Origin of the sequence: Streptomyces sp. NRRL F-5630 (assembly GCF_000719475.1) — a bacterium.
Lineage (GTDB): Bacteria > Actinomycetota > Actinomycetes > Streptomycetales > Streptomycetaceae > Streptomyces.
Genome location: NZ_JOGO01000032.1, coordinates 30,560 through 43,853 on the forward strand (window position 1 = coordinate 30,560; position 13,294 = coordinate 43,853).

Genomic DNA, 13,294 nt, shown 5'->3' on the forward strand with positions numbered 1-13,294 from the left:
CTCAGCCCTTGGCGGCTGTGGCCTTGGCTCCCCTGGGTGCCTTGGTCGCGGCCGGAGCGGGCACGGTCTTGGCGCCGGCCGGGGTCTCGGCCGTCTCCTCGCTCGCGGCAGGCTCGCCCTCGGGCTTCTCGGCCGTCTCCGGCTTCACACCTACGCCGAGCTTCTCCTTGATCTTCCGCTCGATCTCGTCCGCGAGGTCGGGGTTGTCCTTGAGGAAGTTGCGGGCGTTCTCCTTGCCCTGGCCGAGCTGGTCGCCCTCGTACGTGTACCAGGCGCCGGCCTTGCGGACGAAGCCGTGCTCGACGCCCATGTCGATGAGCCCGCCCTCGCGGCTGATGCCCTGGCCGTAGAGGATGTCGAACTCGGCCTGCTTGAACGGCGGGGCGACCTTGTTCTTCACGATCTTGCAGCGGGTCCTGTTGCCCACCGCGTCCGTGCCGTCCTTGAGGGTCTCGATGCGGCGGATGTCGATGCGCACCGAGGCGTAGAACTTCAGCGCTCGGCCACCCGTGGTGGTCTCGGGGGAGCCGAACATCACACCGATCTTCTCGCGGAGCTGGTTGATGAAGATCGCGGTTGTCTTCGACTGGTTGAGCGCGCTGGTGATCTTGCGGAGCGCCTGGCTCATGAGGCGGGCCTGGAGGCCGACGTGCGAGTCGCCCATCTCGCCCTCGATCTCGGCGCGCGGCACGAGGGCCGCCACCGAGTCGATGACGATGAGGTCGAGGGCACCGGAGCGGACCAGCATGTCCGTGATCTCCAGGGCCTGTTCGCCGTTGTCCGGCTGGGAGAGGATCAGGTTGTCGACGTCGACGCCGAGCTTCCTCGCGTACTCCGGGTCGAGCGCGTGCTCCGCGTCGATGAAGGCCACGGAACCGCCGGCCTTCTGCGCGTTGGCCACCGCGTGCAGCGTCAGTGTGGTCTTGCCGGAGGACTCCGGGCCGTACACCTCCACGACGCGGCCGCGCGGGATCCCGCCGACGCCGAGGGCGATGTCGAGCGCCGTCGAGCCCGTGGGGATCACCTCGATGGGCTCGTTGGGCCGCTCGCCCATGCGCATGACGGCGCCCTTGCCGAACTGCCGCTCAATCTGTGCGAGTGCGGCGTCGAGCGCCTTCTCGCGGTCCGTGCCTGCCATGGGTTCCACCCGATTTGCTTGAGTCGATCGCTTCACGTCGAAGACGCTACTGCCTGCCACTGACAATGCGCCGCGACCGCCTCCTGACCTGTGGATAACTCCCGGTCCCGGGCACGCGCGAAGCGTGGGACAGGGGGCACCACCTGGGCAGAACGGCGCATCAGGTTTTTCATAAGAATGCGTGTTCGATTTCTGTGTCAAGTCGGCACGCCGCCCGGCACCGGAGGCGCGCGCCCGTGCCCGTCGCCGGGGCGGGAGCGGTGGCCGCCCGCACCCACCGCCGCCGACAACGCTCACTTCGGGGCGTGCAGGGACTCCGCCGCGACCGCCGCCACCGTCTCCGCGACGAGCGAGAGCGCGGGGACGTCCAGCTTCCACTGCTGCCAGTACAGCGGCACGTCCATCGTCCGGCCGGGCACCAGTTCCACGAGAACCCCCGCGCGCAGCAGGGGTTCCGCCTGCTGCTCCGGCACGAGGCCCCAGCCGAGTCCCGCGCCCACCGCGTCGCAGAAGCCCTCCGACGTGGGCACGTAGTGCCGGAGCGGCCCCGCGCCCGGCGCGCCGGGGACGAGGGAGCGCACGAAACGGTCCTGGAGTTCGTCGCGCCGGTCGAAGACGATCACCGGCGCGCGGGGCAGCCGCTCCTCCAGCGGCCCGTCCGCCAGGTGACGCGCCACGAATCCGGGGCTCGCGACCGGGAGGTACCGCTCCAGGCCCAGGGCGCGTACGGTGCAGCCCGCCACCGGCTCCGCCGAGGAGGTCACCGCCGCCATCACGCGCCCCTCACGCAGCAGCGCGGCGGTGTACGCCTCGTCCTCGCGGCGCAGTTCGAAACAGACCGGCGGGCTCTGCGGGACCCGGGTCAGAGCGGGCAGGAACCAGGTGGCCAGGGAATCCGCGTTCACCGCGAGAGGCAGCCGGGCGGGCGCCGTTCCCACAGCGAGGCCGAGTTCCGTCCACGCGTCCCGCTCCAGCGCGGCGAGCTGCCGGGCGTAGCGCACCACCACCTGGCCCGACTCCGTGGGCCTGACCGGCTTCGTCCGCTGGAGCAGCACCCGCCCCGCGCGCTGCTCCAGCGCCTTGATCCGCTGGCTGACGGCGGAGGGCGTCACGTGCAGCGCTGCCGCCGCCGCGTCGAAGGTGCCCTCGTCGACGACGGTGAGGAGCGTGCGGACCTGGTCGTGGGGGAGGTAATCCATCACGAGCGCTAATGCTACGTAAAAAGCTTTAGCTGTACTCATGCGGTGCCGCTCCCTAGCGTCGGAGCGTGAACAACGGCATCTTCTCGGCGGCTCTCGCCGGGTTCGGGACGGGTATGTCCCTCATCGTCGCCATCGGCGCGCAGAACGCGTTCGTCCTCCGCCAGGGGGCACGTCGGCAGGCGGTGCTCGCGGTGGTCGGGATCTGCGCGGCGTCCGACGCGGTCCTCATCGGTCTCGGCGTGGCGGGACTCGGCGCTTTGGTCACCGCGTGGCCCGTCGCGCTGACCGCGGTCGGCCTCGCGGGCGGCGCCTTCCTGCTCGGGTACGGGGTGCTCGCCGCCCGTCGCGCGTTGCGGCCCGCCGGGGCGCAGGCCCTGACGGCGCGGGGCGCGGCGGCCGGTTCCGCGCGCGCCGCTGTCCTCACCTGCCTCGCCCTGACCTGGCTCAATCCGCACGTCTACCTCGACACCGTGCTGCTGCTCGGCTCGGTCGCCTCCGGCCGGGGTTCGCTGCGGTGGGTCTTCGGCCTGGGCGCGATGCTCGCCAGTCTGGTGTGGTTCGCCGCGCTCGGCTACGGGGCCAGGCTCCTCGGCGGCGTCCTGGCCCGCCCCGGCGCGTGGCGGCTCCTCGACGGGCTGGTCGCGGCCACCATGCTCGTCATGGGCGGCTCGCTGCTGATCCGCACGCTCTGACACGTACGCCGCGCGGGACGCGCGCTCCGCACACGCCACGGAGCACACGTGCTCCGTACCCGCCGCGCGGATTCAGCGGCGCGGATGTGGCCCTTCGTCCTCGCGGCCCTCTCCGCGCTGGCCCCCGTCCTCGTCGCCGCGTCGCCCGCCGATCTCCGGCGGCGCCTCGTCCCGGGTCCCCGGGGAGACGTCACCTGACGTCTCCGAGGGGGCGTCGCCCAAGGTCTCCGGGGACGAGTCCTCCGGTGCTCGCTCCGCCTCGGCCGACGGCGGACTGCCCGGCTCGTTCGGGCCCCGGAGCGCGCGGCGGACGCGGGCGAGCGTCAGGGAGCCGCCGGGGCGGGGGCGGGGACCCATGACGCGGGGGTCGTCCGTCACGTCGTACCGCTTCACGTACGCCGCGAGGAACGCCTGCAAGGTCGCGACGGCCGGGATCGCGATGAGCGCGCCGACCGCGCCGAGCAGCGCGGTGCCCGCGATCACGGAGCCGAAGGCGACGGCGGGGTGGATGTCGACGGTGCGCGCCGTGAGCTTCGGCTGGAGCAGGTAGTTCTCGAACTGCTGGTAGACCACGACGAACACCAGCACCCACACCGCGTACCAGGGGTCCACGGTGAAGGCGATCAGCATGGGCAGGGCCCCGGCCAGATACGTGCCGATGGTCGGGATGAACTGCGAGACGAGCCCGACCCACACTCCGAGCGCGGGCGCGTAGGGGATGCCGAGGGCCTGGAAGAGGATGTAGTGCGCGATGCCCGAGATGAGCGCCATCAGGCCGCGCGAGTAGAGGTAGCCGCCGGTCTTGTCGACCGCGATCTCCCAGGCCCGCAGCACCTCCGCCTGCTTCGCGGGCGGCAGCACCGAGCACAGCGCGCGGCGCAGCCGTGGGCCGTCGGCCGCGAAGTAGAACGCGAAGAGCAGCAGCGTCAGGAGCTGGAACAGGCCACCGAGCACCTGGGCGGAGACGTCGAGCACCCCGGAGGCGCTGTTGCGCACGTAGCGCTGGAGCCAGTCCGAGTGCAGCACGCTGTCCTGCACCTCAAGGCGCGACAGCTCGGTGTGGAACGTCCCGTTGACCCACTTGATGACCGAGTCGAGGTACTTCGGGAAGTCCTCGACCATGTTCTGGATCTGCCCCGCGAGCATCGAGCCGAGCAGCGTCACGAAGCCCGCGGCGAAGATGAGGACGCCCAGGAAGACGATTCCCGTCGCGGCGCCGCGCCGCATCCCGCGCGCCGACATCCAGCTCACCGCCGGCTCGATCGCGAGGGCCAGGAAGAAGGCGATCAGGACGTTGATCAACAGTCCTGTGAGCCGGTGGAAGGCCCAGGTGCCGAGCTGGAAACAGGCGATCAGGAGCAGCGCGGAGACCATGGCACGCGGCAGCCAGCGGGGCATGCGCCCGCCCTGCCCGTCCGCCCCGGAGCCGGAGGCAGGGGGCCCGGGGGCGTCCGCGCCCGGCACAGCCGTGCCTCCGGTGGTCTCATCTGTCACTGCCACGTCAGTCAGTCTCGCCTACGCCTCGGACATTCGGACAATCGCCCGGCCCCCCGACGCTTCCCGGCCACGATCTGGCCGGATCGGCCTCTCGTCCGCAGGGGTACGGGGGCGGGGCCGCGGCCGTCGCGGCGGTACGGGGCGGGTGGGTCACGCCCGCCGCGGGGGACGGGTACGGGGCACCTGCGGCGGTACGGGTAGGAGACAGCCCCTCAGCGTTCGCTCTCCGGTATGTCGGCCGCCTCGCACACGGCGCGCCACACGTCCTTCGCCTCCCAGCCGTCGGCGAGCGCCTGCTCGACGGTGCGCCCGCCGAGCTGGGACATGACGTGATCGTGCGCGAAGGACTCCACGTACCCCGAGCCGAAGTGCTCCGTCATCTTGCTCCAGAAGACCGTCAACCGCATGGGGCCAGTATCCGCGATCACCGCGACGTCCGGCGCGCCGGGGCGCTCAGCCCGCGAGAGCCCGCACCCCCGCCGTCACGAGCACCGCGGCGCCGACGACCACGAGGAACGGCGCGCGCAGCAGCAGCGCGAGCGCGGCGGCACCGACACCCGCGGCGCGCGCGTCGATGCCGAGCGACGTGCCGTGCGCGAAGGTCTGCTGCGCGGTGAGCGCCGCGAGCAGCGCGACGGGCAGCAGCGCCGCGAGCCGCCGCACGAGGGGACGCTCCAGGACACCGCCCGGCACCAGGAGCCCGGCCAGCTTCACCGCGTAGCAGCCGACCGCCGTGAGCACCACGGCGAGCCAGATGTTCATCGTTCGTCCTCCTGCGGGGCGTCGGGACGGGCGGCGTCGTCGGGCGCGGAGGCGTCGGACCCCGGGATGGCCTCGGAGACCGGGGCGGCGTCGGGGTCCGAGTCGGCGGGGCCGGAGTCGGCCTCGCGACGCGGCGTCACGGGGGCGTTCGCGTCCGATGGCGCGACATCCGAGATACGCGAAGGGGCGGCGGCATCCGTGCGCGACGTCGCGGCGCCCGCGCGGCGTGGGCCGCTCGCGCCGCGCGCCGTCCGCCTGCCGTGCGCCCACAGCACGGCGGGCGCGGCGAGCGCCGAGACGAGGACCGGGACGCCCGCCGGGAGGACCGGCAGGAGACCCAGACCGAGCAGGACGGCGAGGGCGGCCACCGCGCGCTCGGCGGTGCCGCGCACCATCGGCGCCAGGAGCGCGAGGAAAACGGCGGGGCCCGCGGCGTCGAGCCCCCACGCGTCGGTGTCGCCGATCGCTTCCGCACCCACCGCTCCGAGGAGCGTCGTCAGGTTCCACAGGACGTAGAGGCACAGCCCCGTGACGGTGAAGCCGATGCGGGCGCCGCGCCGGTCGGGCTGGGCGAGCGCGACGGCGGTCGTCTCGTCGATGACCCACTGCGCCGCGAGTGGCCGCAGCGCGCGCGGCACCTGGAGCAGTTGCGACAGACGCAGCCCGTAGAAGGCGTTGCGCACGCCGAGGAAGAAGGCCCCCGCCGCCGCGGCGTACGCGCCCCCGCCACCCGCCAGCGCGCCGACCAGCGCGAACTGCGAGGCCCCTGTGAAGACGAGAAGGCTCAGCGCGCAGGTCTGCGCGATGCTCAGCCCGGCGCCCGCCGAGGTGACCCCGAAGGCGAAGCCGGAGAGGCCCACCGCGATGCCCACGCCGAGCGCGTCGCGCACGACGGCGGCGTCGGGCTTGCGCTCCATGGAGTGCGCCCCGGACGCGGCGTGGGGCGCCGCGTCGGATACGGAAGGCGGCGTGATGTCGGGTGGCGGTGCGACGTCGGGCGGCGCCCAGGCGGCGGGTCCGTCCGGCGTTGGCCGGTTCTCACTGTTCACGGGCTCAGGCTAGGAGCGCGCGCACGCGGCGTCTTGTACGTTCTTGCGCGCCACCGCGCGCCCACCCCACGCGACGTCGCCCGCCTCGCCCCGCGACGTCACCCCAGGTCACATGCGACGTCAGACCCCCGTCGCCGGGCGGCGTCAGGCCCTCACCGCGCGACGTCAGCCCCCTCACCGCGCCGCGCCGTCGTCCGCACGCCACGTCGCGCCGTCCGCCCGCCCCGTCCCCCTCTCCCCACGCGGCGTCGCGCCCGGCAGTCGCTCGCGGCGGTACGCGCCGGGCGGGACGCCCACGATCCGGGTGAAGTGGCGGTTCAAGTGCGGCTGGTCGCTGAAGCCCACGGCGTGGGCCACGTCGGCGGGCGCGAGGCCGGCGTCGAGGAGGCGGCGGGCGGCCCGTACCCGCGCGTCGGTGAGCCACGTGTGCGGCGGCATCCCGTACGCGGCGCGGAAGGCACGCAGGAGGGCGTACGGGCCGGTGCCGAGCACGGCGGCGAGTTCGCCGAGCGAGGGCGGGTCGTCGAGGCGGCCCGCGAGGAGGTCGCGCGCCTCGGCCGCGACGCGCGTCCCCGCGCCGCGCACCGCCCTGGCACGCAGCGGCCCCCCGTTGCGGCGCAGCAGCCGGGTGACCGTGACGCGCAGCAGCGTGTCGGCGGCGAGCGCGTCGCCCTCCTCCGCCGCGCGCAGGACGCGGTGGACGAGGCGCGTCGCGTACGGATCGGCCAGGACCGGCGCGGCGAAGCCCGGGGCGCCGCGCAGCGTCGTCGTCTCCCGCGCGATCTCCGCGACGAGAGCGGGGGCCGGGTAGACGGCGCCGTACCGCCAGCCCTCGGGCCCCTGGGCGCGCCCGGTGTGCGGGGTGTCCGGGTTGACGAGGGCGAGGCTGCCCGCGCCCGCGTACTCCTCGTTGCCGCGGTGCCGGAAGACCTCCACGCCGGAGGTCACGGCGGCGATCACGTAGTGCTCGTGCGTGTGCGGCGCGAAGGTCTTGCGGACGTAGCGGGCGCGCAGGAGGTCGACGCCGGGCAGTTCCGCGTACCGCCAGTGCCGTGCCCGCTCGGCCGCTCCTCGCGCCGTTCCCTCGCTCGCCCTCATGGCGCCATTGTGCGAGGGACCGGACGGCGCGCGGCGAGTGTTCCACGGTGCGGACGCGCCGCGACGTGCGGCCACCCCGTACGCGCCGCGCTACGCGACGTCCCCGCCCCGACCTGCGCGCGCCACGCAGCCGACGCGCCCCGCACCACCCGGACGACGCGCACCCCCACCCCCCAGCCGTTGTCAGTGCCACGGTGCACGATGGGAGCATGGCCGCTTCTGCCCTCCAGGGGTTCTCCGCCGCCACCCGTGACTGGTTCACGGGTGCCTTCTCCGCGCCGACCGCCGCGCAGGAGGGCGCGTGGCGCGCCATCCAGAAGGAGTCGGACGTCCTGGTGGTGGCCCCCACCGGTTCGGGGAAGACCCTCGCCGCCTTCCTCGCCGCGCTCGACGGCCTCGCGTCCACACCCCCTCCCGCCGAGGCCCGCAAGCGCTGCCGCGTGCTCTACGTGTCCCCTCTCAAGGCCCTCGCCGTGGACGTGGAGCGCAATCTGCGCAGCCCTCTGACCGGTATCCGGCAGGAATCCGTGCGCCTCGGGCTGCCCGAGCCGGAGATCCGCGTCGGCATCCGTTCGGGCGACACCCCGGCCGCGGAGCGCCGCTCTCTCACCACACGTCCCCCCGACATCCTCATCACGACGCCCGAGTCCCTCTTCCTGATGCTCACCTCGCAGGCGCGCGAGGCGCTGACGGGCGTCGAGACGGTGATCCTCGACGAGGTGCACGCCGTCGCGGGCACGAAGCGCGGCGCGCACCTGGCGCTGTCGCTGGAGCGGCTCGACGAGCTGCTGCCGCGCCCCGCGCGCCGCATCGGGCTCTCCGCGACGGTGCGTCCCGTCGACGAGGTGGCGCGCTTCCTGTCGCCGCAGCGCAAGGCCGAGGTCGTGCAGCCGGTCTCCGGCAAGGAATTCGACCTCTCCGTCGTCGTCCCCGTGCCCGACCTCGGAGAGATGGGCGGCTCGCCCGTCGGTGAGGACGACAAGGGCGAGTCGCCCTCCGTGTGGCCGCAGGTCGAGGAGCGCATCACGGACCTCGTGCAGGCACACCGGTCCACGATCGTCTTCGTCAACTCGCGCCGTCTCGCCGAGCGCCTGTGCAACCGCCTCAACGAGATCGCCTACGAGCGCGCCACCGGCGAGGCCCTCCCCGAGGACCACGGCCCCGCGCAGCTCATGGGCGGATCGGGCCCGGCGAAGGGCGCGCCCCCCGTGCTCGCGCGGGCCCACCACGGCTCGGTCTCCAAGGAGCAGCGCGCGCAGGTCGAGGAGGACCTCAAGGCGGGCAGGCTTCCCGCCGTCGTCGCGACATCGAGCCTGGAGCTGGGCATCGACATGGGCTCCGTCGACCTCGTCGTGCAGGTCGAGTCGCCGCCCTCGGTCGCCTCCGGGCTCCAGCGCGTCGGCCGCGCGGGGCACCAGGTGGGCGCGGTCTCGACGGGCGTCGTCTTCCCGAAGTACCGCGGCGACCTCGTGCAGTCGGCCGTCGTCACCGAGCGGATGCGCGGCGGCCTCATCGAGGCGCTGCGCGTCCCGTCCAACCCGCTCGACGTCCTCGCGCAACAGCTCGTCGCGATGACGTCGTTGGACACCTGGCAGTACGACGATCTGCTCGCGCTCGTCCGTCGCGCCGCGCCGTTCGCCGCACTGCCCGAGTCCGCCTTCGAGTCGGTGCTCGACATGCTCGCGGGCCGCTATCCGTCGGACGCCTTCGCCGAGCTGCGCCCGCGCGTCGTGTGGGACCGCGTCGCGGGCACCGTCACGGGCCGCCCAGGGGCGCAGCGGCTCGCGGTCACCTCGGGTGGGACGATCCCCGACCGCGGCCTCTTCGGCGTCTTCCTCGCCGGTTCGGACCCGAAGAAGGGCGGCGGGCGGGTCGGCGAGCTGGACGAGGAGATGGTGTACGAGTCGCGCGTCGGCGACGTCTTCACGCTCGGCACGACGTCGTGGCGCATCGAGGACATCACGCGCGACCGCGTGCTCGTCTCGCCGGCGCCCGGCGTCCCGGGCAGGCTGCCGTTCTGGAAGGGCGACCAGCTCGGCAGGCCGCTGGAGCTGGGACGCGCCCTGGGCGCCTTCGTACGGGAACTGGGCGGCCTGTCGCCGCAGGACGCGCGCCTGCGCCTCGTCGCGGCCGGGCTCGACGCCTGGGCCACGGACAACCTCCTCGCGTACCTGGAGGAGCAGCGCCGCGCCTGCGGGCACGTCCCCGACGACCGCACCATCGTCGTCGAGCGCTTCCGCGACGAACTGGGCGACTGGCGCGTCGTCGTGCACTCCCCCTTCGGCGCGCAGGTGCACGCGCCGTGGGCCCTCGCGATCGGCTCACGGCTGCACGAGAAGCTGGGCCTCGACGCGCAGGTCGTGCACGCGGACGACGGCATCGTGCTGCGCCTGCCCGACGCGGACCTCCTCGGCCTCGACCTGCTCGACATCGACGCCGACGCCGCCCCGAAGAGGACCCCGGGCACCGAGTACGACAGCGAGCAGGCTCCCGTCGGGGCCTCCGACACCCTCTTCGACCAGGAGGAGATCGAGCGGATCGTCACCGACGAGGTCGGCGGCTCCGCGCTCTTCGCCTCGCGCTTCCGCGAATGCGCCGCGCGCGCTCTCCTGCTGCCCCGCCGCGACCCCGGCCGCCGCACCCCGCTGTGGCAGCAGCGCCAGCGCGCCTCGCAGTTGCTCCAGGTCGCGAGCGAGTTCGGTTCGTTCCCGATCGTCCTCGAAGCGGTCCGCGAGTGTCTCCAGGACGTCTTCGACGTGCCGGGGCTGCGCGAGCTGATGGGCGACATCGCGGCGCGCCGCGTCCGCCTCGTCGAGGTGACGACGCCCGAGGCGTCCCCCTTCGCCCGCTCACTGCTCTTCGGATACGTCGCGCAGTTCCTCTACGAGGGGGACTCGCCCCTCGCCGAACGCCGCGCCGCCGCGCTCTCGCTCGACTCGCGCCTGCTCTCCGAGCTGCTCGGCCGCGCCGAACTGCGCGAACTGCTCGACCCGGAGGTCCTCGCCGAGCTGGAGCGCGAGGTCCAGTGGCTCACGGAGGACCGCGCCGTCAAGGACGCCGAGGGCGTCGCCGACCGGCTGCGCCTGCTCGGGCCGCTCACCGACGAGGAGCTGGCGGCGCGCGGCGCGGAGCCCGCGTACGTACGGGAGCTGGCGGAGACCCGCCGCGCCATCGAGGTGCGCATCGCGGGCCGCGCGCACTGGGCGGCGATCGAGGACGCGGGACGCCTGCGCGACGCGCTCGGCACCGCGCTGCCCGTCGGCGTGCCCGAGGCGTTCACGGAGCCGGTGAAGGACCCGCTCGGCGACCTCCTCGCGCGCTACGCCCGCACGCACGGCCCGTTCACGACGGCGGACGCCGCGACCCGCTTCGGTCTCGGCACCGCCGTGACCGAGGGCGCGCTCCAGCGGCTCGCGGCGGGCGGACGCGTCGTGGCCGGGGAGTTCCACCCCGCGGGACGCGGTCAGGAGTGGTGCGACGCGACGGTGCTGCGGCGCCTGCGACGGCGCTCGCTCGCCGCGCTGCGGCACGAGCTGGAGCCGGTGGCGCCGAGCGCGTACGCGGACTTCCTGCCCCGCTGGCAGCATCTCGACGGCAACGGGCTGCGCGGCGTCGACGGCCTCGTGCGCGCCGTCGAGCAGTTGCAGGGCGCGACGGTGCCCGCCTCGGCGCTCGAACGTCTCGTCCTGCCCTCGCGCCTGTCCGCGTACAGCCCCGCGCTCCTCGACGAGCTGACCTCGGCGGGCGAACTGCTGTGGGCCGGAGCGGGTGCCCTGCCCGGCAAGGACGGCTGGATCGGCCTCTACCCGGCCGATTCCGCACCGCTCCTCCTCCCCGAGCCGCTCCCGCTCGAACCGACCCCGCTGCACCAGTCGCTCCTGGACGCGCTCTCCGGCGGCTACGGGCTCTTCTTCCGCCAGATCGCCGGGCAGGTCCGCACGACGCACCCCGAGGTGACGGACCCACAACTCGCCGACGCCCTGTGGGACCTGGTGTGGTCGGGCCGGCTCACGAACGACACGCTCGCGCCGCTGCGCGCCCTGCTCGGCTCCGGGCGCACCGCGGGCTCGACGGCGCACCGCGCGCGCCGCACCGTGCCGCGCGGCAGGTACGGGTCCCTCACCGCCGCCGCGCGCACCGCCTCGCGCTCGGGGCCGCCCACCGTCGCCGGCCGCTGGTCCCTGCTCCCACCGCGCGAGGGCGACCCCACGGTCCGCGCGCACGCCCTCGCCCGTACGCTCCTGGACCGCTACGGCGTGGTGACGCGCGGCACCGTCGCGGCCGAGGGTATCGAGGGCGGCTTCTCGAAGGTCTACCGGGTGCTCGCCGCCTTCGAGGAGAACGGGCAGGCGCGGCGGGGGTACGTGGTGGAAGGGCTCGGTGCCGCGCAGTTCGCCGTCGAGGGCGCCGTGGACCGGCTGCGCGCCGTCGCGACGGCGGCCGAACGCGGCGACGAGCGGGCAGGCCGCGCCGTGGTCCTCGCCGCCGCCGACCCCGCGAACGCCTACGGCGCCGCGCTGCCCTGGCCCGAACCGCCCGAGAACACGCCGCACAAACCGGGCCGCAAGGCCGGCTCGCTCGTCGTCCTCGTCAACGGAGCGCTCACCGTGTACGTCGAACGGGGCGGCAAGACGCTTCTCGTATGGCCCGCCACGCCGGACGAGGCCGTCGACCCGGACGACCCCCGGCTCGCCGAGGCCCTCGGCGCCCTCGCGGAGGCGGCCGGGGCCGGGGCGCTCGGCACCCTGACCGTCGAGCGGATCAACGGCGCGCCCGCGCTCACCGCGCCGCTCGCCCAGGTCCTCGAGTCGGCCGGTTTCCACGCGACGCCGAGGGGGCTGCGGCTGCGGGCACAGTAGAACGCTGAGACACCGGCATCGGCATCGGCATCGGCATCGGCATCGGCATCGGCAGGAGGAGGTTCCATGCCCGAGGGCGACACCGTGTTCCACACGGCGCGGCGGCTCCACGCCGCGCTCGCAGGCCAGCGGCTCACGGTCGCCGACCTGCGCGTGCCGCGCTTCGCGACGGCGGACCTCACCGGCCGCGAGGTGCACGACGTGACGCCGCGCGGCAAGCACCTCCTCACCCGCCTCTCCGGCGGACTGACACTCCACACCCACCTGCGCATGGACGGCGCGTGGCGCGTGTACGAGGCGGGCGAGCGCTGGCGCGGCGGTCCCGGTCACCAGATCCGCGCGATCCTCGGCACCGAGGCCCGTACGGCCGTCGGGTACCGCCTCCCCGTCGTCGAACTGCTCCGGACGGCCGACGAGGACCGCGCCGTCGGCCACCTCGGCCCCGACCTCCTCGGCCCGGACTGGGACGGCGGCGTCGCGCTCGACCGGCTCCGCGCCGCGCCGGAGCGTCCCTTCGGGGAGGCGCTGCTCGACCAGCGCAATCTCGCGGGGATCGGCAACGTCTACAAGAGCGAGCTGTGCTTCCTGCTGCGCGTCACCCCCTGGACCCCGGTGGGCGACGTCCCCGCGCCCGAACGCGCCCCCGCCCTCGCCGCGCGCCTCCTGCACGCCAACCGCGACACCTTCCGCCGCAACACGACGGGCCGCCGCGACACCCCCCTGTACGTCTACGGCCGCGCCCAACGCCCCTGCCTGCGCTGCGGCGCCACCGTCCGCGAGGCCGACCAGGGCGACGGCACCAAGGCCCGTCCCACGTACTGGTGCCCGGGCTGCCAGGAGGGCCCGGCCCCGCACTGAGCGGACGCGCCGGACGAAGGCGGCCCCCAGGGGCCACCACCTGCGGCGTGTGCGTCCTCGGCGACACGCCCGCCACCGCGAGCGACATGTCCTCCCCACCCGCGCGACCTGACGCGACACCCCTGGCCACGCGCCATCA

At 74.4% G+C, this 13,294-nt stretch carries 9 protein-coding genes and 1 pseudogene; 3 read left to right on the forward strand and 7 right to left on the reverse strand.

What is annotated here, in order from left to right:
• Window position 1: 1 nt before the first annotated feature.
• Both recA and IF99_RS0116630 read right to left on the reverse strand, forming a co-directional pair.
• Window positions 2-1,138: a recombinase RecA gene (recA, locus tag IF99_RS0116625; protein ID WP_030997284.1), complete on the reverse strand. Its 1,137-nt coding sequence runs from the start codon at window positions 1,136-1,138 to the stop codon at window positions 2-4.
• A gap of 293 nt (window positions 1,139-1,431) precedes the next feature.
• The gene (locus tag IF99_RS0116630; protein WP_030997285.1) at window positions 1,432-2,337 is read right to left on the reverse strand and encodes a LysR family transcriptional regulator ArgP; all 906 of its coding nucleotides are present in this window, start codon (window positions 2,335-2,337) and stop codon (window positions 1,432-1,434) included.
• Between the two features lie 68 nt (window positions 2,338-2,405).
• Between IF99_RS0116630 and IF99_RS0116635 the strand changes: the two genes are divergently transcribed.
• Window positions 2,406-3,032 carry a LysE/ArgO family amino acid transporter gene (locus IF99_RS0116635; protein ID WP_030997286.1) on the forward strand — a complete coding sequence of 209 codons (627 nt, stop codon included), beginning with the start codon at window positions 2,406-2,408 and terminating at the stop codon, window positions 3,030-3,032.
• Window positions 3,033-3,104: 72 nt separating this feature from the next.
• Here IF99_RS0116635 and IF99_RS0116640 read toward each other — a convergent pair whose 3' ends face one another.
• From IF99_RS0116640 to IF99_RS0116660, 5 genes and pseudogenes are all read right to left on the reverse strand, one after another.
• Window positions 3,105-4,430, reverse strand: a complete 1,326-nt coding sequence (locus tag IF99_RS0116640) for an AI-2E family transporter (protein ID WP_030997287.1) — start codon at window positions 4,428-4,430, stop codon at window positions 3,105-3,107.
• 311 nt (window positions 4,431-4,741) lie between these two features.
• A complete protein-coding gene (locus tag IF99_RS0116645) occupies window positions 4,742-4,936 on the reverse strand; it encodes a DUF3046 domain-containing protein (RefSeq protein ID WP_030997288.1) in 195 nt (64 codons plus the stop codon).
• Between the two features lie 46 nt (window positions 4,937-4,982).
• On the reverse strand, window positions 4,983-5,291 hold the full coding sequence (locus IF99_RS0116650) for an AzlD domain-containing protein (RefSeq protein WP_030997289.1): 309 nt from the start codon (window positions 5,289-5,291) through the stop codon (window positions 4,983-4,985).
• A 212-nt stretch (window positions 5,292-5,503) separates the two neighbouring features.
• Window positions 5,504-6,208 (reverse strand): annotated as a pseudogene (locus tag IF99_RS30835) (AzlC family ABC transporter permease); the annotation flags it as partial.
• Window positions 6,209-6,514: 306 nt separating this feature from the next.
• Window positions 6,515-7,438: an AraC family transcriptional regulator gene (locus IF99_RS0116660; protein ID WP_030997291.1), complete on the reverse strand. Its 924-nt coding sequence runs from the start codon at window positions 7,436-7,438 to the stop codon at window positions 6,515-6,517.
• A gap of 209 nt (window positions 7,439-7,647) precedes the next feature.
• Between IF99_RS0116660 and IF99_RS0116665 the strand changes: the two genes are divergently transcribed.
• The gene (locus tag IF99_RS0116665; RefSeq protein ID WP_030997292.1) at window positions 7,648-12,297 is read left to right on the forward strand and encodes an ATP-dependent helicase; all 4,650 of its coding nucleotides are present in this window, start codon (window positions 7,648-7,650) and stop codon (window positions 12,295-12,297) included.
• 66 nt (window positions 12,298-12,363) lie between these two features.
• The gene (locus tag IF99_RS0116670; protein WP_030997293.1) at window positions 12,364-13,155 is read left to right on the forward strand and encodes an Fpg/Nei family DNA glycosylase; all 792 of its coding nucleotides are present in this window, start codon (window positions 12,364-12,366) and stop codon (window positions 13,153-13,155) included.
• Window positions 13,156-13,294 lie beyond the last annotated feature (139 nt).